Source organism: Membranihabitans maritimus (genome assembly GCF_021729145.1).
In the GTDB taxonomy this organism is placed as follows: domain Bacteria; phylum Bacteroidota; class Bacteroidia; order Chitinophagales; family Saprospiraceae; genus Membranihabitans; species Membranihabitans maritimus.
In genome coordinates, this window is sequence record NZ_JAJSLW010000006.1 from 45,583 (window position 1) to 72,251 (window position 26,669).

The 26,669-nt window shown below is 37.7% G+C and carries 17 protein-coding genes; 8 read left to right on the plus strand and 9 right to left on the minus strand.

The window, feature by feature from the left end:
• The first annotated feature begins 161 nt into the window (after positions 1–161).
• From LVD47_RS08410 to LVD47_RS08430, 5 genes are all read left to right on the plus strand, one after another.
• Positions 162–455: a hypothetical protein gene (locus tag LVD47_RS08410; protein ID WP_236975238.1), complete on the plus strand. Its 294-nt coding sequence runs from the start codon at positions 162–164 to the stop codon at positions 453–455.
• A 60-nt stretch (positions 456–515) separates the two neighbouring features.
• The gene (locus tag LVD47_RS08415) at positions 516–1,679 is read left to right on the plus strand and encodes a DUF4934 domain-containing protein (protein ID WP_236975239.1); all 1,164 of its coding nucleotides are present in this window, start codon (positions 516–518) and stop codon (positions 1,677–1,679) included.
• A gap of 165 nt (positions 1,680–1,844) precedes the next feature.
• Positions 1,845–3,104: a glycosyltransferase gene (locus tag LVD47_RS08420; protein ID WP_236975240.1), complete on the plus strand. Its 1,260-nt coding sequence runs from the start codon at positions 1,845–1,847 to the stop codon at positions 3,102–3,104.
• 190 nt (positions 3,105–3,294) lie between these two features.
• Positions 3,295–3,927, plus strand: coding sequence for an O-methyltransferase (locus LVD47_RS08425; RefSeq protein WP_236975242.1), 633 nt, complete (start codon positions 3,295–3,297; stop codon positions 3,925–3,927).
• 100 nt (positions 3,928–4,027) lie between these two features.
• Entirely contained in the window at positions 4,028–4,708 is a 681-nt protein-coding gene (locus LVD47_RS08430; protein WP_236975244.1) for a sulfotransferase family 2 domain-containing protein, read from the plus strand.
• Between the two features lie 243 nt (positions 4,709–4,951).
• On the opposite strand, the gene LVD47_RS08435 is transcribed toward LVD47_RS08430, so the two are convergent.
• The 4 genes from LVD47_RS08435 to LVD47_RS08450 all read right to left on the minus strand — a co-directional run bounded on the left by LVD47_RS08435 (position 4,952) and on the right by LVD47_RS08450 (position 10,116).
• Entirely contained in the window at positions 4,952–6,331 is a 1,380-nt protein-coding gene (locus tag LVD47_RS08435) for a Na+/H+ antiporter NhaC family protein (RefSeq protein ID WP_236975246.1), read from the minus strand.
• Between the two features lie 93 nt (positions 6,332–6,424).
• On the minus strand, positions 6,425–7,693 hold the full coding sequence (locus tag LVD47_RS08440) for a PDZ domain-containing protein (RefSeq protein ID WP_236975248.1): 1,269 nt from the start codon (positions 7,691–7,693) through the stop codon (positions 6,425–6,427).
• 71 nt (positions 7,694–7,764) lie between these two features.
• Entirely contained in the window at positions 7,765–9,120 is a 1,356-nt protein-coding gene (locus LVD47_RS08445) for a DUF937 domain-containing protein (protein WP_236975250.1), read from the minus strand.
• 21 nt (positions 9,121–9,141) lie between these two features.
• Positions 9,142–10,116: a bile acid:sodium symporter family protein gene (locus LVD47_RS08450; RefSeq protein ID WP_236975252.1), complete on the minus strand. Its 975-nt coding sequence runs from the start codon at positions 10,114–10,116 to the stop codon at positions 9,142–9,144.
• Between the two features lie 118 nt (positions 10,117–10,234).
• On the opposite strand from LVD47_RS08450, the gene LVD47_RS08455 reads away from it, so the two are divergent.
• Positions 10,235–13,564, plus strand: a complete 3,330-nt coding sequence (locus LVD47_RS08455; protein ID WP_236975253.1) for an AAA domain-containing protein — start codon at positions 10,235–10,237, stop codon at positions 13,562–13,564.
• A gap of 80 nt (positions 13,565–13,644) precedes the next feature.
• On the opposite strand, the gene LVD47_RS08460 is transcribed toward LVD47_RS08455, so the two are convergent.
• On the minus strand, positions 13,645–14,853 hold the full coding sequence (locus LVD47_RS08460) for a phosphoglycerate kinase (protein ID WP_236975255.1): 1,209 nt from the start codon (positions 14,851–14,853) through the stop codon (positions 13,645–13,647).
• A gap of 278 nt (positions 14,854–15,131) precedes the next feature.
• On the opposite strand from LVD47_RS08460, the gene LVD47_RS08465 reads away from it, so the two are divergent.
• Both LVD47_RS08465 and uvrC read left to right on the plus strand, forming a co-directional pair.
• Positions 15,132–15,512, plus strand: a complete 381-nt coding sequence (locus LVD47_RS08465) for a methylglyoxal synthase (RefSeq protein WP_236975257.1) — start codon at positions 15,132–15,134, stop codon at positions 15,510–15,512.
• Positions 15,499–17,295: an excinuclease ABC subunit UvrC gene (gene uvrC / locus LVD47_RS08470; RefSeq protein WP_236975259.1), complete on the plus strand. Its 1,797-nt coding sequence runs from the start codon at positions 15,499–15,501 to the stop codon at positions 17,293–17,295. The genes LVD47_RS08465 and uvrC overlap by 14 nt, the downstream gene beginning before the upstream one ends.
• Positions 17,296–17,398: 103 nt before the next feature.
• On the opposite strand, the gene rpoC is transcribed toward uvrC, so the two are convergent.
• The 4 genes from rpoC to rplJ all read right to left on the minus strand — a co-directional run bounded on the left by rpoC (position 17,399) and on the right by rplJ (position 26,654).
• The gene (rpoC, locus tag LVD47_RS08475) at positions 17,399–21,676 is read right to left on the minus strand and encodes a DNA-directed RNA polymerase subunit beta' (protein ID WP_236975261.1); all 4,278 of its coding nucleotides are present in this window, start codon (positions 21,674–21,676) and stop codon (positions 17,399–17,401) included.
• Positions 21,677–21,702: 26 nt separating this feature from the next.
• The gene (gene rpoB, locus LVD47_RS08480; RefSeq protein ID WP_236975263.1) at positions 21,703–25,521 is read right to left on the minus strand and encodes a DNA-directed RNA polymerase subunit beta; all 3,819 of its coding nucleotides are present in this window, start codon (positions 25,519–25,521) and stop codon (positions 21,703–21,705) included.
• 157 nt (positions 25,522–25,678) lie between these two features.
• Positions 25,679–26,056: a 50S ribosomal protein L7/L12 gene (gene rplL, locus LVD47_RS08485; RefSeq protein WP_236975264.1), complete on the minus strand. Its 378-nt coding sequence runs from the start codon at positions 26,054–26,056 to the stop codon at positions 25,679–25,681.
• A 67-nt stretch (positions 26,057–26,123) separates the two neighbouring features.
• Positions 26,124–26,654 (minus strand): 50S ribosomal protein L10, encoded by a 531-nt coding sequence (gene rplJ, locus LVD47_RS08490; protein WP_236975265.1) that lies wholly within the window; start codon positions 26,652–26,654, stop codon positions 26,124–26,126.
• Positions 26,655–26,669 lie beyond the last annotated feature (15 nt).

The window sequence follows — 26,669 nt, forward strand, 5'->3', positions numbered from 1 at the left end:
CATATAAAATAGACAATCTTTTTGGCCACCAACGGATTAAAGCCTTCAAATTGTTAAATTTTTGTTAAAAAATGTATCGTTTGTGTTTTTTTTTATTATTATGAATAATAAAATTTAGAAACAAAAATTAAATACATTTTTTTGAAAAAAAAACCACAACTATGAAAAAATTTATTCTGTTCTTTTCGTTTTTTATAATCAATTTTGTTCTCGGGGTGATCGGTCTAAGTAGAATAAGTGTGAATAGCTCGGGGATCATAAGTGAAAATACGGCTTTTGGGTGTATATACGGTCCGACTGGAGAGTGTGTGGAAACGTGGTATGTAAATGAAAATTATTGCGATGATTATTATCCGGGATGTTGGACTGATCAATATTTGTGCGATTGGTATTGGCAACCTCGACAGGGATGTAATGTATCTGCACAAGAAACCTGTTATCAAATTTGTAACTAAAATTTATATTCTATTTCCTTTAATAGACAACAATAACTTTTTGCAATTCTAATTACTTTAATGAATAGATTTATAAAGTTCATTCTTTATGTGATTCCTTGTTTGTCATTGGCTTGTTATGACGAAGTATTGGAGGATAAGTACTTTACCGAAATCAGTATGGATTCCATTCGTGTCAACGCTTCTTATTCCGATATTATAGAGGAAGTTAATTATGTAGTACTACACGGCCTTCCCGATGGGGAAGGGGTTCTTCATTTTCAAAAAATTTTAAAATTTGAAAATGGCTTTATCGGATGGGATGACCACAGGCACGTTCTGTATTTTTATGATAACGACGGAAAGTATATTCGCCACATCCATGCAATCGGAGCAGGTCCGAGAGAATATGTAGAGATTGGGGATGTATGTTACAGCAATAAGGATAGCACCATTCAATTGTTGGACCGTGCTCATTTTTTATTGAAATATAGTCTTGAAGGAGAAGGAATTTCCAAAACAAAGTTGCCAGAGTTAGCGGCAAATATTATTGTTGATAGCATTGGGGAAACAGTGTTTCATTCAGCACCGAAACCTGGAGATCATTGTGTTTTATGGAAAATCGGTCAAAACAATACTTTAAATTGCGTAGATTTAGGCTCCCATAAAATCTATGGTTCAGCAGCATATACCAAACAAAGATTCTCACAAATTCCTTTATCAGAAAAAATCATTTTTAATATGCCACACTCCGATATCATTTATTCAATACATAATCAGGAACTACACAAAGAATATGTGGTTAATTACGGAGAAAAAAGTCACTTGAATGGCAATCACAAAATAGACCATCCAGTTGATACTTATCGCGATGAAAATAAACCTGGAATTTTCAGCTTAGGAAGAATTTTCTCCACTAAGTCATTTATTGTTTTCACACAATTTAATAATCAAAATAGTGGATATTGGCATAAACCAACTAATGTTCGTCCTATCGAATACATTTTGTATTCATCTAATTACGGTACTTTTTCATCTCACAATCTACAAGATGATAAAGGACATTTCTTTTATTGGCGCCTCCGGGGCGCTTATGACAATGTACTGATCCATTATTTATCCCAACAGGATGTGAACCGCATTATCGATGAACAAATTGACCTTCGCACCCCATCCGGTGAGCGGGTCCTGGACCTACTGGACAATAATTCAGAGGTCTTAATGCTGATGAAACTAAAAGAATAAAGAGCCGATGACCGGAGCAGAAAAATAGGAATATGTGCATAATTTTTGCAAGGACCTATAGCAAGCCTTACCAATTAATCAGATTTATACCACAATTACATATCTTATAAATTTAAGCATTAGTAGATTAAGTCTATCAAATCTTTAATTATCAATCTCTGTTCAATGACCCGAATCCTTTGCATTTTTTCCGGTTCCCTGGGCCACTATAAGGGCTTTGATAAATTTGTCAAGGCTAATGATATTCGCAACGAAATCATTTATGCTTCCAATGACCCCAAGGCGAGTAAGACCATTCCTAAATATTGGCATATAAACAGTCACCCAGCGTATGTCAACCATGAATTTTTACTTAAAATCCCCCTTATGGAGAAACTAAACCTCAAAATAGAGGATGTGTTTTATCAAAGGCGAATGCGAGATCTATCCCAACTCCTGGATAAAGTCAAGCCGGAAGTCCTCATTTTAGACAATTTTAACTATACCGATGCACTGATCGTCCGGGACCTGAATCGTTACCCGGGCCTTAAAGTCCTGCTTTACCAAACCCGGCTCTCCACCGCACTCAATAACTCCAATGCATACGGAGTACCCTATGGAAAAGAATTCCGGATGATGAAATCAAAGAAAATTCTCAAAATACAAAATCGACTAAGACGGCGCGAACGCTGGATGATGCCCGGCTTCAGCATTGGATACCAAATACCCAATCTGTTCAAAAAATTCCATTTCCAAAACGTGACCTGGAACCAAAAACGCTACGGCATCCCCACATTATCTTACCTCCCGGAAATGGTGATCTCTCCGATAGCATTAAGTACTTATTCGGCTCCTAATCAATATTATATGGGACTGGGCATACCTCATAATATCAAACCGTTAAAGGTTTCCAAAACAAAAAACGTATTGGTCTCCTTTGGTTCGCTCAGTTTCACCTTTGCTTATACAAATAAATATGTAGAGACCATCCGGGACTTGGCCCGCACGTTTAAGAATCTTACATTTTTCGCACCCCGGAGTTTCGAAGCCAAAGTAATCGGTTCCAATGTCGAATATTATGACTGGAATACGTACAACCAAGCTTTACCCCGGGCCCATATCCACATTACACTCGGCGGGATCAATTCGATCAAGGATTCGCTCAGTCATGGTCTACCGATGCTCATCTGTCCCATGAACCTAAAATCTGACCAGGTCCACAATGCACTGCTGTTTGAGAAGCTTGGAATGGCCGAAGTATGGAATCTAATGCAAGATGATACGGATAGCATACGACAAAAAATAGAATCTTTACTGCGATCTGGTAAAAGAGAGGTCATTACGGATTTTGTCCGCCAGGACAAACTGGAAAATCCACCCGAAAAATTACAGGAAGTCTTTGATACACTGATTAACGATGAGCGGTGGGCGGTAAAGCATTGGTAATTCCGGTCCGGTAAAAAAACGCTGTAGACGTTTAACATCCGTAGCCCGGGTCAATTAGAAGATATTTCTGGCTTGTATTTTTGCCCAAAAGCAAAAATCGTGACAGAAATATTCATTAAAATAACCAGATATAATCTAATATCCAAGTAGGTAATATATTCATGAACAATAAAAGACAAATTTTAAACCTATGAATGCCCAATCCCTTTTCAACCGCATCTCACCCTACCCCCTCTTCTACCCATTCTGGATGTCTGGATCCGAAAAAAGGTTTTTTGACCGCTATATCAAAAATGCACAACATTACCTGGAATTCGGAATAGGTGGTAGTACAATCCGGGCTTTATTAAAATCCAAAGCCCGGATTTCCAGTGTCGAATCCAATCCGGAATGGCTGGCAAAAATGCGGGAATACCGGATTGTGAAACACGCAGAGCAAACAAAACGACTGGAAATTGATTTTATCGATATTGGTAAAACAGGACATATAGGGTTTCCTGCAAACGAGGGTGAACGGGATAAGTTTCCAGACTATTCCTCCCGGATCTTTCACGAAAACGATCTATCCGGAGTGGACTGTGTGCTGATCGACGGTCGGTTCCGTGTGGCCTGTGCACTGCAAACGATTTTGCATTGTCACCGGAATCCAAATCTACATATGACGATCCACGATATCTGGAGCCGATCGTACTACCACGGAATACTCAAATACCTCATCGAGATAGAAAGGGTCGATCGAATAGGTGTATTCCGGATCCGCGAACATATAGACATTGAACAGTTGAAAACGGAATATGATAAATATAAATACGATCCGCGATAACGGATAGCAGAATTGAAAGTTCTCTAAGAGCTGTCAAGTCTTACTTCTCAAAAACTATATATCTGACATAATTTTAATCATATACTCAATACCATCCATCATGAAAAAGCCATCCAACTCTTTTATAGAATATACTTTTCGGGGCAATTATTTCTGCCTGATCCCTGGTTACAATACGGCATTTGTAGTTATAAGCAAGACTGGCGCAACCTTCCTTAAAAAAGTTGCAATTTATTCAAAAACCGGGAAGTGGATACAATCTTCTAATGAAACCCATACTCAAGTTGGATTTACGGAATCATCGGAATTTTTTATTCCGATCCATAAAATTTCGAATTACGAAAAAAAACACGGCAAACTATTAAAATTTGCCGTCTGGCGGGATCCCGTGGAACGTTTAATATCAGGATACAAATATTTTTGCCTGGAAAAAACATATCGTCCTTATTTTCACGCGGTCGGATTGTACGATAATCCATCATTTGATTGGTTTATGAAATTTGTAAAATTTGAAATAGCGAAAAATGACCCACAGAAACAGGATCCCCATATACGCAGACAATCCGATCATTATCAACTTAATGATGTAGACTATATCATTCATATGAATGACCTGTTTTCATTTTTAGAGGCCCGTCAAATTCCTTTTGAAAGAGAATATTCAAATAGAACTAATACTCATTTCAAACTAAAACCCAAATTATATAAATGGCAAATTAAGTATTTGTATTACGATGATTACAAATTAAAGGTCAATTGGAGAAATGGACAGCAACCCTAGATAACTTCTCATACTTTATAGATCCTGGCTCACCAAAGTTGCAAGCTATCAGCTACAAGCCTCAAGCAGACCTCAGGCTGTGAGCTTCTAACAACACAAATATCAAATTTCGAAACACTAATCATATTAGTTTAGATTTGAAATATTATTCTTTCTATGCAACTTTAGGGTCCTCCGCGAAACTTTGCGTAACAACGACCTGAAAAGTCGAAAGTATCACAAATAACGGAGTATCCTGCAAACCTAACTCCCCAAAAAGCCAAACACCAAATATACTACGGTACTTATTCCCCCAAGGATCAAGGCATATGGCAATTGCGTCTTTACATGATCCATGTGATCCGTAGCTGCTGACATCGAAGCGATCATGGTAGTATCAGAAATCGGTGAGCAATGATCGCCAAAAACACCTCCTCCCAACACTGCTGCTAAACAAAGTGAAAAATCGACCCCGATTTCCCGAATCAGTGGTATTGCAATGCCAACCATAATAGCAAAAGTGCCCCAGGAAGTCCCTGTAGAAAAAGCTATGAAGCCGCTGGTGACAAAAAGCAATGCTGGCACTAAAGCGGGATGAAGGTAAGAACCTATAATATGGCTCACATAAATACCCGTACCCAATTCCTTACATACATTGCCTATGGCAAAAGCCATTAACATTAACAATGCTAGTGGAATAAGTGCAGAAATACCCTTCAGGACCCAATCAATATTTTCCCGCACTCCTAGAATCCCTTGTATTTTATACATTGAAATAGCTGTCAATATAGCCAAAGTAACAGCTATTAAAACTGCTTTTGATCCCGATCCCTGTCCCATGGCATGGAGGATATTCAACAGTACTCCTTCGGAGGCATCAAGATCATACCACCCTGTGTACAATAATATGACCGGCATGGCAATGATCATAACTACGATAGGTATAATCATATTAGATGCTTTCGGAAGAGCCCCGAATTTCCGCTCGATATTCAAAACCTCATCCGTGATCATAGGGGTTGAATCCGGCCATAAAAATTCTCCACTTTTAGTTCTTTCCTCTGCCTTCTTCATATCCTTCAAATTCCAGTTAAATCGTATGATAAGCGGTACCGCCAACAATGCGGATAACGCATAAAAATTGTAAGGAATAGCGGAGAGTAGGCTTATAAAAGGCCTGTCAACAGCTTGTGTAGCCAGAAGCCCCATGATAAATGCCCCCCAACCGTTCAGGGGGAATAATATACAAGCGGGTGCCGATCCGGAATCTATTATGTATGCAAGCTTCTCCCTGGAAATTCTATACCGGTCAAATAAAGGTCTAAAAATGGTACCCACTGTAAGAACAGAAATACTGGTTTCCACGAATATCAATACACTGATCACCCACGATATCAACTGTAATTTGATCGATCCGCTTCCAGACTTCCGCTCAAGACGATTCCCAACCCAATTAATAAAACCATCTACACCGCCTGACCTTTGTACCAAAAGTATAAGTGCTCCCACCAATGCACTAAACATAATCGTCCGGGTATTACCGGGTTCGCTAAAAACTAAAACCAGCCCCTCTAGGCTATCCAAAAATCCGGCCCATATATTGCCATTATTCAAAATGACCCATCCGAGAAATATTCCTGACATTAACGATAAATAAACTTGTCTGGTCCCTATTGCCAATATAATTGCTAACAATGGTGGTATTAAACTTAAGATTCCATAATCCATAGTGCTAAATTAATCATCTGAATTATTTTTACGTGGTGAATCTTTAAATAATGACCTAAGGCGAAAAGAAGTTTTGATTTTTTCACCATTTCTCTTTAGGACAACTCTTATTTTCTTTCCCTCTTTTCCAGATAATTTATACGTAATCGAATTTAAATCAAAAAAATACACAGGCCAAAATTTAAATCGGTGAAGGACGTCTCCGGCTTTGATTCCAGCTTCATCTGCTGGACTCCCCTCAATTACCTTTTGTACCAGGATATTATTAAAATCAGGCCCGGTAGCTATAAGGATTAACCCGCTTCTATCAACTCTAAACCTATCGTTGTAATTTTTATTAGGTTTTAAATACAACTTTTCACCGGGATAATCAATATATACATCAAATCGACTTAATAAAGAATTTCCTATCAACCCATTTCGATTGAGAAATAATTGATTCATACTGTCAACCTCAAATTCCTGAAAGCTAGTCACAAGATTCGTAAAGTCATAAGGACCAAAATTAAATTCATGTATCTTCCCCAGATATCCCTCGAGCATCCCTCCAAGTCCCATTCCCAGGTTTCCGGGAATAACATTCTCAGGCATTTCTATAAACTCACTAGTATTATTATAAAGTAACATGGGAATAGCAGACCCCGAATCAATCAAGAATTTAAGGGCCCTCACTTGCTCACCATCCAAACTTATATTTGAAATTATATAAGGCTTTCCTTTGTCTACTTCAATAGGTAATTCGACATAATTCTTCTTGGTTGCAAAGTGTTCTTTTTTTATAAATTCTATATAGTTTTTCCGATTGTTTATATGCAAGACATATCGATTAAAAACATTTGCCCCAAGAATCCCATCAATTTGCATTCCCAGCATCTCATCAAGGTGCAAAAAATCAGATTCTAACACCAATACATTGGATCGAACCATTAACTTTTCGTCAATATTCATCGTAGCATTCCTGGAAATAAATGCATATACTTTCGTAGATAAATCCGAACCGTATAATGGGATACTTCGGAAATAGTCCATATTCAAAAGGAATGCCAGCTCCTTCTTAATAATAATTGTGTATTCACTCCCCGTATCAAATATAAACTTACTGGGTAATATATTTTCCAGTTTAATATCCAGAATGATAAAATTTTGGACGTTCTGAAAATCAAACCGGATTGATTTCTTATAAATATCCCCAAAAGAGAATTGTCTTAATTCTTGTGCCTTGGAAGGCATAAGAACCGAAAGTACCATCAAAATTATTATAAAAAAAATTGATCGCATTGTAATTAATATAACACATAGAGATCATATTAATGATCTTATCGACCCATTTTTCAACAATAGAAACTTCTTTAGTCCTGATTTCTAAACGAAAGATAAATTTGGGTCCCAGCCCTGTCGCCAGGTTTTTCCAATTTACCGCTTTTTATTGAATCAGGCAACGAAATGTTAGCAGGTTTCTCTAATTTTTCAGGCCCCTGGAATACCAAATCAGAACTTATTCTCGAAGAATCGATCCCAAAAACACTAAAATAATTTGATATATGAGACAATCTATCCTCGATTAACTCCTTATTTGCATTAACATACGAAGAGTCGCTTACAAGGTTCATCTCAAGATGTAAAAAATCATATGTATTTAATATCTGTAATATAGCCCCCAACTCTTTCTGGCTCGTCAATGTAAAATTGGATGTACTATCGACAAAATCAATTTGAGAATCTGAAAAATAAACCGTATCCTTCAATTCATTATCTCCTATCCAGGGCATTAATTCATCCAAATACGGATTTTCTTTCAGCTCCCGGGCCATATTCTGATTAATTACACCACGACTATTTAACCCCTTGACTGTAAGGCTATCATTTTGGATAAAATCAAAAGGATTGTTTGTATCCTCTGATGATTTATTTTTGGGAACTTCCTTATTCTCAAAATATTGAAGGCCAAATAAACTAAAACCGGAAATTAATAGGACCACAACCCAAGGGATTGTATTTTTAATAAAAGTAGGCAGTGTGATAACTTTTTCGCCTTCAGGTTCGGACGGTTTGTCTTCACTGTCATTTTTAGTCTCTTTGTCATTTACGACATCCGATGTACTCTCTTCTTTTTCATTTCTCTCTAATTCTTCATCTGATGAGTAAGGAAGGTTCATCACTTTGCTCAATCCTGGAAATTGGGAATAAATGTAACCGGCTTGTGACTTTAGCAACGCCTTCACTTCATTTTCTTCCATATCTTCATCCATCACGTCCCTACCGATAATACCCATAGAAAAAGGAATAACAAACCGATTTAAATTAATTAAAGGTTCTTCTTTTAAGGCATATTTGCCAGCTAAAAAGTGCTGAATTTTTTCAAATCCTTTTCCTTCTTCATCATCATAAATAAAGGCTAGCAAGCTATTTCCCAATTTCCGATGATCTTCGATAGTTTCTTCCGAAGAAAAGATTGTCTCCATTTCATGGATCTTACTACCGTTGTGATTTCCTTTTATTAAAAGGTTTCTTATTGCACTTGTTCCATTCTCCTTTTCTGATTTTTTTATCAATCCGCCAATAGCTGATGCATGCAATAACTCACATACATTATTTAGATCTTTTTTTAAAGTATCTGTTAAGGTGACAAATTCACAATCCACTAGTCGTTTTGCCAGTTTTTCTACTACCTCATTCCGAAAGATTTCCAATAAATTATTCTCCATATCTTCAAAAATAAAATAGTTTTATAATTTCTTAGTATTTAAAACGCGTTTGACCAGACCTTTGGACCAATACTCAGATAGTAAAAACCCGGAAACAAGGTCCCATACACCCCACCATCCGGCTACTAGAGCCATGCCTCCCAAACCGTCAAAAAAATTAAAAATGAGGATTAATCCTAATCCTGCATTTTGAATTCCTGTTTCAAAACAAACCGCTCTCGCATTTTCTTCTGGTTCTTTACACCATTTACTCCAATAATATCCAATGACATAAGACACCCCGTTGTGAATCAACACCAACCAGAATACTAAAAATAAATATTCTTCAAGATTGGATATATTTTTATAAAGCGCTACAGCAATAATCGTCAACAACAAAAAAATAGAAAGTGACTTTATAATGCTTTTTACCTTCTTAACCAAATTGGGTAGATAGTGGTTCAAAGTCATTCCTAATATTAATGGTATTAATATCAATTGCACCAAAATCCAAATCATTTTCCCGGGGTCTACAGCCAAATCCTTTCCGGCATCAATTTTAAAAAAATAAGTGGAGTATATATAAAACAATAAAGGAGTAAGTACTATTGAGGTCATAGTAACTACAGATGTCAGGGTGATGCTCAGTGCAGTATTCCCCCCGGACCTGTGGACCAAATAATTAGAAACATTACCCCCAGGACATGCCGCCACCATCAACAAACCTAACTTCATGCTATCCGGAGCATCCCATAGTATTACCAACAAAAAAGTAAACAAAGGAAGTAAGACCAATTGTGATGTAAGGCCAATCAAAGTTGACTTTGGATTCAAAAATACACGAATAAAATCTTTGACTTTTAATTCTAATGCCACCCCAAACATCATAAAACCCAGGCAATAATTTAACATCCGCAATTGCCCTTCATCAAAGTGAATAACCATATTATCTACATCCATATCAAAACGCTCATTAAGATTTACAGCAAATATACCAACGACAGCAAAGTTAAACATCAAAAGAGTAAAATCATTTATAGAACAGGCGATTACTGAGCATAATTAATCCTACTTACAAACTGGTAATTCACTAATTATATTTAAATAGTATTATATATGTTAACTTTGGGAAATTATGAAGTCTTACATCAAGAATATATACATTGATTCGATACATTCCATTCTAAAAACAAACACCAATTACAGTGAAAAATATTTTCACCTTTACGATGCGTCAGTGCTGCTGCATAGTCAAATAATAGAGGAGTTGGACCATCCTTCTATTGACAGTAAATTCAACGAATTCTCTCAGTTTAGCATTCTTTGCCAGACTAAAAATATTCCTGACCACCTGCGATTTGCCTGGTTTAAAATCCTGGGTTTGAATACATCCATCCATCTTTTGAATAAAGAACAAATGGAAGAGCGATTCCTCAATGCCTTTTGGACTTCTACTGAAATTTTTAAGCATCTTGACGATGATGAATTACCTCAGGAAATAGGTCTAAACAATGTATTTCCGTCAGATCATTTCTGGTCTTCTCCCTCCTATTCATCAAAAGTTCCCGATGCCAAAATTATTATAACAAAAAGGAAAAGGGGCTCTGATCTTAGCTTTCATGGGTATTGGGTTGAACAATATGGTAAAGAAGTTATTATCAGGCCGGGTAAATTAATGAATTCAGACCTACAGATAAAAGCATTACAAACCATAGAACAGGAAATCTATCTTCCTGTTTTTTTGCAACTTATTGACATTGAAATTTCAGGAAATGAGCTATATCCCGGAGCTATCGTACTTTCCCCTGATTACTTAATCGATATTACTTCCATAGCTAAATGTTTTACACCTTTCGGCGTACAACTATCCATGTACCTATTGGGGAAAATTCAAAAGTATGAACTCAGCTCCCATTTACTCATTGGAAATTCCGTCAATATGATTCTTGATGAATTAATTTTCAATCCATCCCTTTCATTACAGGACATAACCAGTAAAATATTCAATGTAAATGAATTATCCTGGACTTGTTACAATAATCAAGAAGCAAGGGAACATTTAAAAACAATAGAAACACATTTCAATAATTTGAAAAGAACCGTCAATGAAGAATTCCCCCAGTACGGTATTTCACATGAAGACTGTATAGTAGAACCGAGCTTCTTTTCTCCTTTATATGGTATTCAGGGTAGACTAGATTTATTGTATGAAAATCGGAATGCCCCTGATCAAAAAATAATTATAGAATTAAAGAGCGGTAAAACATTCCGGCCAAATTCTTATGGACTTAACCATTCACATTATATACAAACCCTCCTCTACGACCTCCTTATACAATCATCTTACCCGCATGGCGGAGCTCCAGTCAATTATATTTTATATTCAGCCGAACCCAGTAAAAATTTACGCCATGCTCCTGCTATTAAAGAGTGGAAATACGAAGCCCTGGGTGTAAGGAATCTTATCTTATGTCTTGAATGGCAAATGGCAAATTGGACAAAAAACCATAAAAATTTATATCAAATACTATCCGATTTAAAGGAACATCTAGTGGGTTTTGCAGAAAGGGATAGAAATGATTTCTATAAAGATTATGAAAACAGCTCTTCTCTCAAAAAAGAATATTTTGATGCATTCATTCAATTTATTACCAGAGAACAGTTTCTATCCAAACTGGGAAAAATATCAAGTGAACGAAGTGGACAGTCAAGCCTATGGAATACCTCATGGATGGCAAAGAATATAAACTACAATCTTCTGGATGGACTGGAAGTCATACATGATTATAGTGGTGACGAAAACCCATTGGTCCACTTTATTAAAACTGATCACACCAATCCTCTGGCTAATTTCCGAAAAGGCGATATAATTTTAACCTATCCTGAAATCAGGAAAGACCATCCTCTCCATGGAAGGGTATACAGGTGTACTCTGGTTGAAAATTCTGCTGAAAAAGTGGTTATACGGTTAAGGGCCAAACAATACCAATCTATTTTCACTAATGGGACCCGTTGGGTAGTCGAAAATGACCAATTGGACAGTTCTTTTCGTGCTATGTTCCAATCTCTTGCCCTATTTCTTAAACTACCGGAATCCAGGACCAAACTTTTGATGGGTGAGCGACCTTCAAAAAAGAAAGGATCAAAAGTCCATTTCTCCCCGCTATCCGGATTAACATCCATACAAAATGATATTCTCGCAGAGATGCTACTCGACCAGGAATACTACTTACTTTGGGGGCCCCCAGGAACTGGCAAAACAAGCGTAATGCTTCATCAATTTGTAAAACATAAAATGCTAAATGGACAAGAGAGATTGTTAATCATGGGGTATACAAATCGAGCGGTAGATGAAATATGTGAGTCCCTCTTAAAAATAGATTCCCTTGACCGCCACAATATTCTGCGCATTGGGTCGCGCTACGGCACCAGTGAAGATTTCCAGGACTTGCTTCTGCAAGTTAAAAATTCCAACATAAAGAATCGTTCATCACTCCAGGATTTGCTGGATAAATCGAGAATAATTTGTGGGACATTGGCAAGTATAAGTGGGAAAGAAGAATTATTTCAACTTATAAAATTTGACCGCATTCTAATAGATGAAGCATCCCAAATACTGGAACCAGGCATAATAGGCCTGCTGAGTAAAGGGATCCCCTTTGTTTTGATTGGGGACCACAAACAGCTTCCGGCAGTAGTAGCCCAATCAGAAGAAGAATCAATCACACAAAGCAAGGCACTCAAAAAAATAGGTTTGCAAAACCTTTCAAATTCCTTTTTCGAAAGAATATTCAAAATAAACCAGGAATCAAATTGGGATTATTCCTTTGGAATTCTAAAACACCAGGGAAGAATGCATACAGACCTCATGATTTTCCCCAATAAACATTTTTACGAGAACATCCTCGAAGTCCTACCTTTTGCTCAAAGCAAACAAAATGGGTCATTGAATAAGTACTTCTCTACAGGGAGTAAAGTCATCTCCAAACTTTTCAACTATCGAAATATATTTATACCTACTAAAGAAAAAAATGACAATAACCCCAAAATAAACTCCGAAGAGTCTAAAAAAGTAGTTAATATATTAAAAGAATTAGAAAAGTCAGAAAATACAATCGATTGGCATGAAGTAGGTATAATCACCCCCTATCGGGCCCAAATTGCCCAAATAGTACATGAAATCAATTCTTCCGGATTTTCGGATAAAGGTATTACCGTAGATACAGTTGAACGTTATCAGGGAGGAGCTAAAGACATAGTTATTATCTCTTATTGTCTCAATTCTCTGGCACAACTGCATATGCTAAATAATTCCATAACCCTAGAAGGAATCGACCGAAAATTAAATGTTGCTCTTACCAGAGCACGGCAACAAATTATAATATTAGCCAATAAGGAACTTCTTATGAAAAATCCACTATACAGGGACTTAATTAAAGGGTATTTCGAATGGAATCCCAAATAATAATATCAGTATTCTATTGAAATAGACATTGGACAATGTCCATATAACAACTATTACATATCATTTTTGTGATGTGTACTCTACTCTTCAATTGCTTTTAAGCCCGGTAATTCTTTCCCTTCGAGGTATTCCAACATCGCTCCGCCACCGGTAGAAACAAAACTCACCTGGTCAGATAAACCAGACTGATTTACTGCAGAGACAGAATCTCCACCTCCAACCATAGTAAATGCACCTTTCTTAGTTGCCTTGGCCAGGGCTTTTGCTACTGAAAAACTACCATTGGCAAAATTACTCATCTCAAATACACCCATCGGGCCATTCCACATTACAGTCCTGGAAGATTCTATGACTTCAGTAAATTCACTTTGAGCTTTTGTACCTATATCCAACCCCATCCATCCATCAGGAATTTGGTCACTGGCTACTTCTTGAATATTGGCATCATTCGAAAAAGCATCTGCGATTATACTGTCCTTTGGTAATAATATCCTCGTATTGTTCTGCGTAGCTTTCTTTAAAATTTCCTTTGCCAATTCCAGCTTATCTTCTTCTACAAGGGAATTACCAACTTTTCCATCGAGTGCTTTAAAAAAAGTATATGCCATACCACCTCCGATCAGAATATTATCACATTTGGAAATAAGATTTTCCAACAAGAGGATTTTATCTGAAACTTTAGCACCACCTACAATAGCCGTATAAGGAGAATCCGGATTCTCTTTTACTTTATTGGCATTTTTGATCTCCTTTTCTATTAGTAAACCAAAAGATTTATGATCACTATCAAAAAACTGCGCTACTTTCGCAGTTGAAGCATGAGCCCTATGAGCGGTTCCGAAAGCGTCATTTACATAATAGTCAGCTAATTCACTGAGACTTCTGGCTAGAGTATCATCCCCTTTTTCTTCACCCGGTTCAAATCTTGTATTTTCCAATAGTAACACTTCTCCTCCTTTCAACTCCCTGGCTTTATCCCGGGCATCTTTGCCTACCAAATCCGTAGAAAACTGAACGTTCTTATTTAACAAAGAAGAAAGATGATCAACCACGTGCTTTAGCGTAAATTTTTCCACATCTAATTCTCCATTCTCTAACTTCTTCTTTTGAGGTCGACCAAGATGAGACATAAGGATAACAGCCGCATTATTGGCTAGTAAATGTTGTATGGTGGGTAATGCCCCCAATATCCTGGTATCATCGGTAATTTTAAAATTCTTGTCTAACGGGACATTAAAATCAACTCGAACCAAAACCTTTTTACCATTGTAGCTATTTTCCATGCTCATTATTTTATCGTTTAAAATAGAAAGTAAATATATAATTTCCTAAAGCGTATGATAAGTGATCCATAAAAATTTTAGTTTAATTGTGATAAAAATTAAAATCCCTTACCCATTTTCACAAATGTCATACAAATTGATTCCTTTTATTTATATCCTGGTTTATTCCCAATAAATTTCCTTTTAGGACGGTTGAAAAATAAATTTCTTCGGCTTTTGGTTATTTTAGCGTACGGAATCAAAACCGTAATTTTATTAATTAATAGAGATTTAAAAAAATAACTATGAATATTGCTCTTATTGCACATGACGGCAAAAAGCCAGAATTGGTTAGTTTTTTCCTTCAAAACAAAAAGCTTTTTTTGAATAGCAATATTTATGCAACTGCCACCACTGGTTCACACCTTGGAAATGTAGGCATTGAAGTAAACAAGGTATTGTCAGGACCACTTGGCGGGGATGCCCAAATTGCGGCATTAATAGCTGAAGGCAAAATAGATCTTGTATTTTTCTTTCGGGACCCACTCGGAAAACATCCTCATGAGCCGGATGTCCAAATGCTTATGAGGCTATGTGATGTTCACAATGTTCCCATGGCAACTAATCCGGCAGCTGCGCGTTTAATGTTAAGTGCATTGAAAGGGCAACTTTATGACGAGAAGTGACTTTGACGAAATCTCCAATATTATTCCCAGGACTCCAGGAGTTTATACCTTTTCAGATAAATCCGGAACACCCATTTATATAGGTAAAGCCAAAAATTTAAAAAATAGGCTTTCTTCTTATTTTATCCCTAAATATAACCTCCATAATAAAACCCGGGTTATGATAAAAAACGCCCGGGATATCCAATGGACCGTAGTGGAAAGCGAAGCCGATGCATTCCTACTGGAAAGCACTCTTATAAAAAAGCATATGCCAAGGTACAATGTCACCTTAAAAGACGGCAAGTCCTATAGCTATATATGTATCAAAAATGAACGGTTTCCCCGTGTCTTTTTCACTCGTAATATTATTAAAGATGGATCAGTCTATTTTGGACCCTATACATCAAAATGGCGAGCCAAAATATTACTTGATCTTATCAAAGAAGTGTTTCCTTTAAGAACCTGCAATCTCAATTTGTCAAGAGAAAACATTGAAAAAGGTAAACATAAAATCTGTCTGGAATATCATATTGACAATTGTGAAGGTCCTTGCGAAGGATTGGAAACTGAAGAACACTATAACAAAAAAATATCCCAAATAAAGAATATTCTTAAGGGGCAATTCAAACCTGTTAAAGATCATTTGATGCAAGAAATAGGCTATTATGCAGAGAAACTTGAATTTGAAAAAGCACAGACCTTAAAAGAAAAATTAGTAGCCTTTGACGATTACCAATCAAAGTCTACTGTTGTCAATCCTAACATAAAAAACCTGGATGTATTTGCTGTTGAAGTGGATGAAGATTTTGCCTTCGTCAATTATATTCGCGTAGTCAACGGCGCTATTATCAACTCCCATACCGAAGAAATCACCCTTAAATTAAACCATTCCGAACCTGAAATACTAGAAAAAGTCATACCCACTTTACGCGAAAAGTTTAATTCCAACGCCTCGGAAATCATCGTCTCCCACCTCCCCGATTGGGTAGAAAATGGTGTTAAAATATCGATTCCGCAAAGGGGTGATAAAAAGAAATTAATAGATCTTTCTATTAAAAATATCAAATTCGGTAAAATTCAATTCTTTGAAAAGAGAAATAAAATCCATCAGAAGAAAAACCATGAACAACGGATTTTGGAAACTATGAAAAATGACCTGAAAATGGACAAGCTTCCCAGGCACCTGGAATGTTTTGATAACTCAAATTTTCAAGGTAGTAATTCCGTAGCCTCATGTGTAGTATTTAAAAATGCAAAGCCAGCGAAATCTGAATATCGCCACTACCATATCAAAACCGTAGAAGGACAAAATGATTTTGCTTTCATGGAGGAGATAATTTACAGAAGATACAACCGATTATTAAAAGAAAAGGAAGCTCTACCTGACCTGATAATTATTGATGGTGGCAAAGGGCAATTAAATGCGGCAATGAAAAGTCTCAAAAAGTTGAATATCGAGCATATGATCACGGTAATAGGTATTGCCAAGAGATTAGAAGAAATCTTTTTCCCGCAAGACCCAATACCCATATACATAGATAAAAAATCAGAGTCCCTTAAAGTTATTCAAAAAGCAAGAAATGAAGCCCATAGATTTGCTATAACCTTTCATCGGTCCCAACGTTCCAAACGAGTACATAAAACAGAACTTACGGAAATTACAGGCGTGGGAGACAAAACAAGTAAAAAACTTCTTCAGTCATTTAAATCGGTAAAGAATATTAAAAATGCCACTCTGGATGAAATAGCTACGGTAGTAGGCCCGGCATTGGCCCAAAAAATACACAAGCATTTCAAGTGATCCCAACATAGTTACAGGTAATTAAAATAAAAAACCCGGTGAAGTCACTTCCACCGGGTTTGGTATTTCTATAATAACAAATATCTGTATTAATTAAAGTTAATTATTCAGCTGCCTCTTCTTCCTCTACCGGTTCTTCGTGACGAACAAGGACATTCTGAAATTCCTTTACGCCTGTACCTGCAGGAATTCGCTTACCAACAATGACATTTTCTTTCAATCCATTGAGGAAATCCTTATTTGCTCCAATGGCAGCAGTACTCAACACTTTGGTGGTCTCCTGAAACGATGCCGCAGATATCCATGAAGAAGTACCCAATGAAGATCGGGTAATTCCTTCCAGAATAGGAGTTGAAGTTGCCGCAATCGCATCTCTGTATTCAACAATCTTCAAATCATTCCTTTTCAACATAGAGTTCTCATCTCTTACCTGTCTCAACGTAACGATCTGACCAGGCCTCAAATTACTGGAATCTCCGGGCTCCGTAACTACCTTCTTATCAAATATTTCGTCATTTTCTACAAAGAAAGAATGCTTGTCAACAGGTTCGCCTTCCAGGAACTGGGTATCTCCAGGATCAACAATCCGTACACGTCTCATCATTTGTCTAATAATAACCTCTATATGCTTGTTATTAATATCGATTCCTTGAGATCTATATACTTCCTGAATACCTTTCAATATATATGACTGAACCGCAAATGGTCCCGAAATATTCAAAATATCACCAGGAGAAATTGCTCCATCCGAAAGTTGTGTCCCAGCCCTTACAAAGTCACCGTCTTGTACCAGGATATGTTTAGATAATCCAATTAAATATTTTCTTCTTTGACCATCTTTAGCTTCTACGATAATCTCTCGATTTCCTCGTTTTATCTTACCAAAAGATACAACACCGTCAATTTCCGAAGTAACTGCAGGATTAGAAGGATTTCGTGCCTCAAACAACTCCGTAACTCTTGGTAAACCACCGGTGATATCCGATACCTTACTCAATTGTCTTGGAATCTTAGCTATAATTTTACCAGATTCGATTTTCTCGCCATCCTTCACCGATATATAAGCTCCAACAGGTAGGTTATATACCTTAAGTTCTTCGCCTTCATTACTTACTACCCTAATAGTAGGTATCTTTTTACGCTTTTTGGATTCTATAATTACTTTTTCTTCAAATCCCGTTTGCTCATCCCTTTCAATTCTGTAGGTAACCCCTTCTTCAATAGATTCAAACTCAAGTCTACCAGAGAATTCCGAAATAATAACAGCATTAAATGGATCCCACTCGCAAATCAATTGTCCTTTCTTAATCTCTTGCTTATCTCTGATATAGATATCTGCACCATAAGGTAAATGAGCTGTAGATAACAATCTACCGGTCTCCTTATCTCTGATTCTCAATTCACCGGTCCTGGAAAGAACAATGCCTTTTTCACCTTCCTCTTCCAATTCTACAATTCTTACACTATCAAATTCTACAACACCATTAAATTTGGATACAATCTGAGATTCAGATTGAGAAACAGATGCAATACCACCCACGTGGAAGGTTCTCAAAGTAAGCTGCGTACCGGGTTCACCAATAGACTGGGCAGCAATAATACCTACGGCATCACCTGTTTCGGCAGCCCTTCCTGTTGCCAGGTTCTTACCATAACATTTCTTACAAACTCCACGTGAAGCTTCACAAGTAAGGACAGATCTAATAGTGACAAGTTCTACACCAGCCGCCTCAACTTTTCGAGAAATACTCTCCGAGATATAATTGTCGGCTTCCAGAATTACATCTCCCGTTTCAGGGTGTGTAATATCATACAATGTATATCTACCTTTAATTCTTGCCGAAATTGGTTGTACAATTTTATCATTTTCTATCAACGGGGTGGTTTCAATTCCTCTTAGAGTACCACAATCATCTTCATAGATTACTACATCTTGAGAGACATCCACCAATCTACGGGTAAGATAACCGGCATCCGCTGTTTTAAGTGCAGTATCTGCCAAACCTTTACGCGCACCGTGAGTCGAAATAAAGTACTCTTGCACTGTCAAACCACCAAGGAAATTTGACAGAATGGGGTTTTCGATAATCGCTCCACCTGTATCACCAGATTTTCTTGGTTTCGCCATTAGTCCCCTCATTCCACACAACTGCTTAATCTGTTGTTTTGATCCACGTGCACCTGAGTGCAACATCATATAAACCGAGTTAAATCCACCCTTATGAGCAGCTAACTCTTTCATAAGATTATCTGTAATCACATTATCGGCAAATGTCCATTTGTCAATAATCTGGTTATATCGCTCATTGTTGGTAATAAGTCCCATGTTGTAATTATCCCATACTTCATCGACTTCCGTCTGAGCATCCGAAAGGGTTGATTCTTTTAAAGAAGGTGTGATCAAATCCCCCAGGTTAAATGACAATCCGCCACGGAAAGACCAATAGAATCCAAGATCCTTAATATGATCAAGGAACTTTGCGGTTACGGCAAAATCTGTTATTTCGATAACATTTGAAATAACGGTTTTCAGATTCTTTTTAGTCAATAAGACATTTATATAAGGTACGGTCTCAGGTACAGCTTCGTTGAAAATAGCTCGACCAACCGTAGTATCAATAATTTTTACTTCTTTCTCTCCGTTTTCCGTTGGATCCTCAATTCGCAATTTTATAGGTGCATGCAAATTGGCCTCGCCCTCATTAAAAGCTATACGCACTTCGCTATGTGAGTAAAAGGTCCTGTTGGCTCCTTTGATGGCCGAGAAATCAGCATCAGGAGATAATTCCTTACTCATATAATACAATCCAAGAACCATATCCTGCGAAGGAAGTGTTATCGGAGACCCATCCTGCGGATTCAACATATTATGTGCTGAAAGCACTAATACTTGTGCCTCCAAAATAGCCGCCTGGCTAAGAGGAACATGCACAGCCATCTGGTCACCGTCAAAGTCGGCGTTGAAAGCTCCACATACCAATGGGTGCAATTGAATGGCTTTACCCTCCACCAATTTAGGTTGGAAAGCCTGAATTGACAACCTGTGCAAAGTCGGGGCTCTATTCAATAAGATTGGATGGCCTTTTAATATATTCTCCAAAATCTCCCATATTACCGGAGACTTCTTATCCACCATTTTTTTAGCAGACTTAACGGTCTTTACTATTCCCCGCTCTATTAGTTTTCGAATTACAAAGGGTTTGAATAATTCGGCAGCCATTCCCTTAGGAATACCACATTCATGTAATTTCAGATCCGGACCAACAACAATTACAGAACGTCCGGAGTAATCCACACGCTTACCCAAAAGGTTTTGACGAAATCGCCCTTGTTTTCCCTTCAATATATCACTTAATGACTTCAAAGGCCGGCCTCCCTCTGCTTTAACAGCATTCGACTTACGCGAGTTGTCAAATAGAGAGTCAACTGCTTCCTGAAGCATTCTTTTCTCATTTCTAAGGATTACCTCAGGTGCTTTGATTTCTAATAATCTCTTCAAACGATTATTTCGAATAATCACCCTTCTGTACAAATCATTAAGGTCAGAAGAAGCAAAACGCCCTCCATCCAACGGAACCAGAGGCCGCAATTCAGGCGGAATAACAGGTAAATATTGAATAATCGTCCATTCGGGATTATTTTCCATTTGTTCATTCGCCTCACGGAAGGCCTCTACTACACGTAATCTTTTAAGGGCTTCTGACTTCCTTTGCTGTGAAGTCTCAGTCGCGGCCTGGTGTCTCAAAGCGTATGACAATTCGTCAAGCTCCAATCGACCCAATAAACTCTTTATGGCATCAGCTCCCATTTTTGCAATAAACTTATTGGGATCTTCATCGTCCAAAGCTTGATTTTCAGGAGGCAATGTTTCAATGATTTCAAAATACTCTTCTTCTGTAAGAAGATCCATTTTTGCAACACCATCTTCTTCCTTGGCTCCTGGCTGAATGACTACATATCGCTCGTAATAAATGATTGACTCCAGTTTTTTTGAAGACAATCCCAAAAGATATCCGATCTTATTCGGAAGGGATCTAAAAAACCAAATGTGTACAACAGGAACAACTAGTTTTATATGCCCCATTCGCTCCCGGCGCACTTTCTTCTCTGTCACTTCGACACCACAACGGTCACATACGATTCCTTTATATCGAATCCGCTTGTACTTTCCGCAATAACATTCGTAATCTTTTACCGGACCAAATATCCGCTCACAAAACAAACCGTCTCTTTCCGGCTTATAGGTCCGATAATTTATTGTTTCAGGTTTTAATACTTCACCGTATGACCGCTCCAATATGTCATCGGGAGAAGTCAGGCTAATAGTGACACTATTAAAGCTATTATTGAGTCTTGAATTTTTACTTACATTAAATGGCATGTCTTTCAAAAATTAAAATGAATGAATTAATCGAATTTCACATCCAATGCCAATCCACGCAACTCGTGAACTAATACATTGAAAGACTCTGGTATATTTGGTTCCGGAAGAGGATCTCCCTTCACTATTGATTCATACGTTTTGGTCCTACCTTGAATATCATCAGATTTCACCGTAAGCAATTCCTGAAGAATATTCGAAGCACCGAAAGCTTCCAATGCCCAGACCTCCATCTCACCGAATCGCTGACCACCGAATTGTGCTTTACCACCTAATGGTTGCTGTGTAATCAGTGAATATGGACCTATGGATCTCGCATGCATCTTATCATCAACCATATGTGATAGCTTCAACATATATATCACACCTACGGTTGCTTGTTGGTGAAAGCGATCTCCTGTCTCACCGTCAAACAGGTAGGCTTGTCCCAATTTAGGTAATCCTGCCTTGTCCACATACTCGTCAATCTCTTCAACGGAGGCTCCATCAAATATTGGTGTTGCGAACTTAAGATCAAGTTTTTCTCCAGCCCAGCCCAATACCGTTTCAAAAATTTGTCCGAGGTTCATACGCGATGGAACTCCAAGAGGATTAAGAACAATGTCCACCGGTGTACCGTCTTCCAAAAATGGCATATCTTCTGCCCGTACAATTTTGGCGACAATACCCTTATTCCCGTGACGTCCTGCAAGCTTGTCCCCGACTTTAAGCTTCCGCTTCTGAGCGATGTACACCTTGGCCAGTTTTAAAACTCCGGAAGGTAATTCATCCCCTATACTAATATTAAATTTCTCCCTTTTGTATCGTCCGATTTCCTCGTTGACTTTAATCGAATAATTATGGAGCAATCGAGCAATTAATTTGTTGGATTCATCTTCTTCCGTCCATTTGCTATAATCGACTATGGAATAATCGATATCCTTTAACAGAGACTTGCTAAACTTAGTACCGGGTTTTATTACTTCCTCGTTGTATACAGTTTTCACACCGGCTGACTTTTCTTCTTTCAGGATAGACTGCAATTTATCAATCAACCTTGTTTTCAACTCATTCAAAACAATGGCATGATCGTCATCCAACTTTTTAAGATCTTCTTTCTCTTGCGCTTTTTTATTCTTATCCTTTTTAGCACGTGCAAATAATTGCTTTTGAATTACAATTCCCTCAGCAGAAGGTCCTGCCTTTAAAGAGGCGTCTTTAACATCACCTGCTTTATCTCCAAATATTGCCCGTAACAATTTTTCTTCAGGGGTAGGATCAGTTTCCCCTTTAGGAGTAATCTTTCCAATTAATATATTACCTTCCTTAATCCATGCTCCAACCCTGATAATTCCATTTTCATCAAGATCTTTTGTAGCCTCTTCACTTACATTGGGTATATCATTTGTCAATTCCTCTTCACCCAACTTTGTTTCCCGAACATCAAGTTCATAACTTTCTACATGGATAGAAGTAAATATATCGTCTCGAACTACTCTTTCTGAAATTACAATAGCATCCTCAAAGTTATATCCCTTCCAGGGCATAAACGCTACCTTAAGATTTTGGCCCAATGCCAACTCCCCTTTCTCTGTAGCATAGCCATCACAAAGAATTTGTCCTTTCGATACTTTTTGGCCTTTTCGAACAATAGGACGAAGATTTACACAAGTTCCCTGGTTCGTTCTTAAAAACTTAAGAAGGTTGTATGTTTTGATATTATTCTCGAATGATACTAACTGATCTTCATCGGTAGCATCGTATTTGATGACTATTTGATTAGCATCTACACTTTCTACGACACCGTCTCCCTCAGCATTGATCATCATTCTGGAATCCCTTGCTACTTTCCCTTCTAATCCTGTGCCTACAATAGGAGCAGCAGGCCTCAATAAAGGTACGGCCTGGCGTTGCATATTAGACCCCATTAAAGCACGGTTCGCATCATCATTCTCAAGAAATGGAATCATCGAAGCGGAAACCCCCACAATCTGGTTCGGAGCAACATCAATATATTCCACTTCATCAGGCGCTAAAACAGGAAAATCACCATGTTCTCTACACCTGATTCGCTCATTTACAAACCCACCCTTTTCATTAATAATAGAGTTGGCCTGAGCAATCTTTTTATAATCTTCACCTTCAGCCGATAAATACTCAGCATCTCCTTTTAACACCACTTTTCCTTCATTGACAGGTCTGTATGGTGTTTCCAGGAATCCCATCTTATTGATTTTGGCATGCACACACAGTGTAGATATCAAACCAATATTGGGCCCTTCCGGTGTTTCAATCGTACATAACCTCCCGTAGTGCGAATAATGAACGTCACGAACCTCAAAGCCCGCACGCTCACGCGATAGACCTCCAGGCCCTAACGCAGAAATCCTTCTCTTATGAGTGATTTCAGAAAGTGGATTAGTCTGATCCAAAAATTGTGAAAGCTGGGAAGTTCCAAAAAATGAATTGATTACAGAGGACAGGGTTCGGGCATTAATCAAGTCTACCGGAGTAAATACTTCATTATCACGCACATTCATTCGCTCTCTGATGGTTCTAGCCATTCGGGCCAATCCTACTCCAAATTGTCCGTACAATTGTTCCCCTACTGTTCGTACCCTTCTATTACTTAAGTGATCAATATCATCAAGTTCGGCTTTTTGATTTACCAAACTCACCAAATACTTCACGATCTCGATCATATCCTCTTCGGAAAGTACCAAGGTATCCATCGGTATTTGAAGATTAAGTTTCCGGTTTATTTTATACCTACCAACTTCTCCGAGGTTATACCGCTTATCAGAAAAGAACATTTTTTCGATGATTCCCCGAGCGGTTTCTTCATCCGGTGGATCCGTTCCTCTCAACTGCCGGTAAATGTAGGTAACAGCTTCCATTTCTGAACTTGTCGGATCCTTTTGCAGGGTATTGAAAATAATACTATAATCTTCATCTATATCATTTCGTTGAAGCATTATATTTTCAACTTCTGACTCGAGAATTGCTTCAATGTGTTCTTCTTCTAACACTACGTCCCTTTCCAGAATAATTTCATTCCGTTCAATAGTAACTACTTCACCGGTATCTTCATCCACAAAATCTTCTGTCCATGATTTCAAAACCCTCGCGGCCAATTTTCTTCCTACTACATTTTGCAGGGTATCTTCATCTGCTGAGACCTCCTCTGCCAAATTAAACAGGTTCAAAATTTTCTTGTCCGAATCAAAACCTATGGCTCTTAATAAAGTTGTTACCGGGAATTTTTTCTTACGATCGATGTAAGCATACATCACCGAATTTATATCTGTTGCAAATTCCATCCACGCACCCTTGAAAGGGATAATTCGTGCAGAATAAATCTTTGTTCCATTGGGGTGAAAAGACTGGCTAAAAAATACTCCGGGAGATCTATGTAATTGTGATACAATAACACGCTCAGCACCATTGATCACAAAAGTCCCTTTGGGTGTCATATAAGGGATATTTCCCAAAAAAACATCCTGAACGATCGTCTCAAAATCGATATGTTCTTCATCATTACAAGATAATCTCAATTTGGCCTTTAATGGGACACTGTAGGTCAAACCACGTTGCATACACTCCTCAATAGAATACCTGGGAGGGTCTACATAATAATCTAAAAACTCTAGTACGAAGATATTTCTCGCATCAGTAATAGGAAAATTTTCCTGAAAAACGCGAAAGAGACCTTCATTTCCCCTGTTCTCAGGTGTTGTTTCCAACTGGAAAAATTCTTTAAAGGATTGTAACTGAATTTCCAGCATATCGGGAGAATCTGTCATCAGGTTAATTTTCCCGAAATTCACCCTTTCTTTAGTTTTTACTTGAATACCATTAGAAGCCATTGGAAATTTTTTTTTGGTCAATTTAAATGCAAATGTTCGAAGCCGGAATTTTACAACAAACAAAAGAAGACCTAACCTACCTACGGTTGGTTAAGTCTTCTACTTATTATTTCATATTTAATCTTCTGCTTATCTCTTAGAAATTGAAGATTGAAAATTACTTTAATTCTACTTCAGCTCCAGCTCCTTCCAAAGCAGCTTTTAAACTTTCTGCTTCTTCTTTAGCTACAGCTTCTTTAATTGTAGATGGAGCACCATCCACTAATTCCTTAGCATCTTTCAATCCTAAGCCTAGTTGATTTTTAACTTCTTTCACTACAGCTAGTTTTGCCGATCCTGCTGATTTTAATACAACATCAAATTCAGTTTTTTCAGCTTCACCACCACCTTCACCACCGCCGGCAGGACCAGCAACAGCTACTGCAGCCGCAGCGGGCTCGATTCCATACTCATCTTTAAGTATGTCCGCTAATTCACTAACTTCTTTAACAGTTAGATTTACTAATTGTTCTGCTAATTCTTTTAATTCAGCCATTTTAATTTTTTTTTAATTACTCAATATATTATTGAGAGCGTTAACGCTTGGAAGCCAATTTAATAATTTAGTTCTCACTTCTTTCCTGAAGCGCTTTCATTAAGCCCGCCAGGGTCTGTCCACCAGACTGAAGTGAAGAAATAACTGTTTTGGGTGGAGATTGCAATAATCCGATAATCTCGGCCAGTAAATCTTCTTTGGATTTCAAATCCGCTAAAGCAGCTATTTGGTCATCTCCCACAAAAACATCTGTATCAATGTAAGCCGCTTTTAATACGGGCTTATCATGTGTCTCACGAAATTCTTTTAAGACTTTCGCAGGTGCATTTGCCACTTCTGTAAATAATATAGAAGTAGGCCCTTTTAGTGCATCGTAAAGACCTTCAAAATTCTTTTCCGATGATACACCTTCCAATGCTTTTCGAACCAAGGTGTTTTTTACCACCTTCATTTCAATTCCTTTCTCGAAAAACAATCCCCTCAAATTATTCACTTCTTCTACAGATAAGAAGGAGGAATCAGTAATATAAAAATATTCAGACCCTTCAAACTTTTGTTTTAGGTCTTCTATCAATTGCGTTTTCTCTGCTCTTGTCATTGGTACTTTATTTTA

Bases quoted from the DNA above. Each gene is read 5' to 3' on its own strand.
- LVD47_RS08455 (WP_236975253.1), top strand. From the start codon at position 10,235: ATGAAGTCTTACATCAAGAATATATACATTGATTCGATACATTCCATT.
- LVD47_RS08460 (WP_236975255.1), bottom strand. From the start codon at position 14,853: ATGAGCATGGAAAATAGCTACAATGGTAAAAAGGTTTTGGTTCGAGTT.
- LVD47_RS08420 (WP_236975240.1), top strand. From the start codon at position 1,845: ATGACCCGAATCCTTTGCATTTTTTCCGGTTCCCTGGGCCACTATAAG.
- LVD47_RS08465 (WP_236975257.1), top strand. From the start codon at position 15,132: ATGAATATTGCTCTTATTGCACATGACGGCAAAAAGCCAGAATTGGTT.
- rplL (WP_236975264.1), bottom strand. From the start codon at position 26,056: ATGGCTGAATTAAAAGAATTAGCAGAACAATTAGTAAATCTAACTGTT.
- LVD47_RS08410 (WP_236975238.1), top strand. From the start codon at position 162: ATGAAAAAATTTATTCTGTTCTTTTCGTTTTTTATAATCAATTTTGTT.
- rpoB (WP_236975263.1), bottom strand. From the start codon at position 25,521: ATGGCTTCTAATGGTATTCAAGTAAAAACTAAAGAAAGGGTGAATTTC.
- LVD47_RS08425 (WP_236975242.1), top strand. From the start codon at position 3,295: ATGAATGCCCAATCCCTTTTCAACCGCATCTCACCCTACCCCCTCTTC.
- uvrC (WP_236975259.1), top strand. From the start codon at position 15,499: ATGACGAGAAGTGACTTTGACGAAATCTCCAATATTATTCCCAGGACT.
- LVD47_RS08415 (WP_236975239.1), top strand. From the start codon at position 516: ATGAATAGATTTATAAAGTTCATTCTTTATGTGATTCCTTGTTTGTCA.
- LVD47_RS08440 (WP_236975248.1), bottom strand. From the start codon at position 7,693: ATGCGATCAATTTTTTTTATAATAATTTTGATGGTACTTTCGGTTCTT.
- rpoC (WP_236975261.1), bottom strand. From the start codon at position 21,676: ATGCCATTTAATGTAAGTAAAAATTCAAGACTCAATAATAGCTTTAAT.
- LVD47_RS08430 (WP_236975244.1), top strand. From the start codon at position 4,028: ATGAAAAAGCCATCCAACTCTTTTATAGAATATACTTTTCGGGGCAAT.
- LVD47_RS08450 (WP_236975252.1), bottom strand. From the start codon at position 10,116: ATGTTTAACTTTGCTGTCGTTGGTATATTTGCTGTAAATCTTAATGAG.
- rplJ (WP_236975265.1), bottom strand. From the start codon at position 26,654: ATGACAAGAGCAGAGAAAACGCAATTGATAGAAGACCTAAAACAAAAG.
- LVD47_RS08445 (WP_236975250.1), bottom strand. From the start codon at position 9,120: ATGGAGAATAATTTATTGGAAATCTTTCGGAATGAGGTAGTAGAAAAA.
- LVD47_RS08435 (WP_236975246.1), bottom strand. From the start codon at position 6,331: ATGTCAGGAATATTTCTCGGATGGGTCATTTTGAATAATGGCAATATA.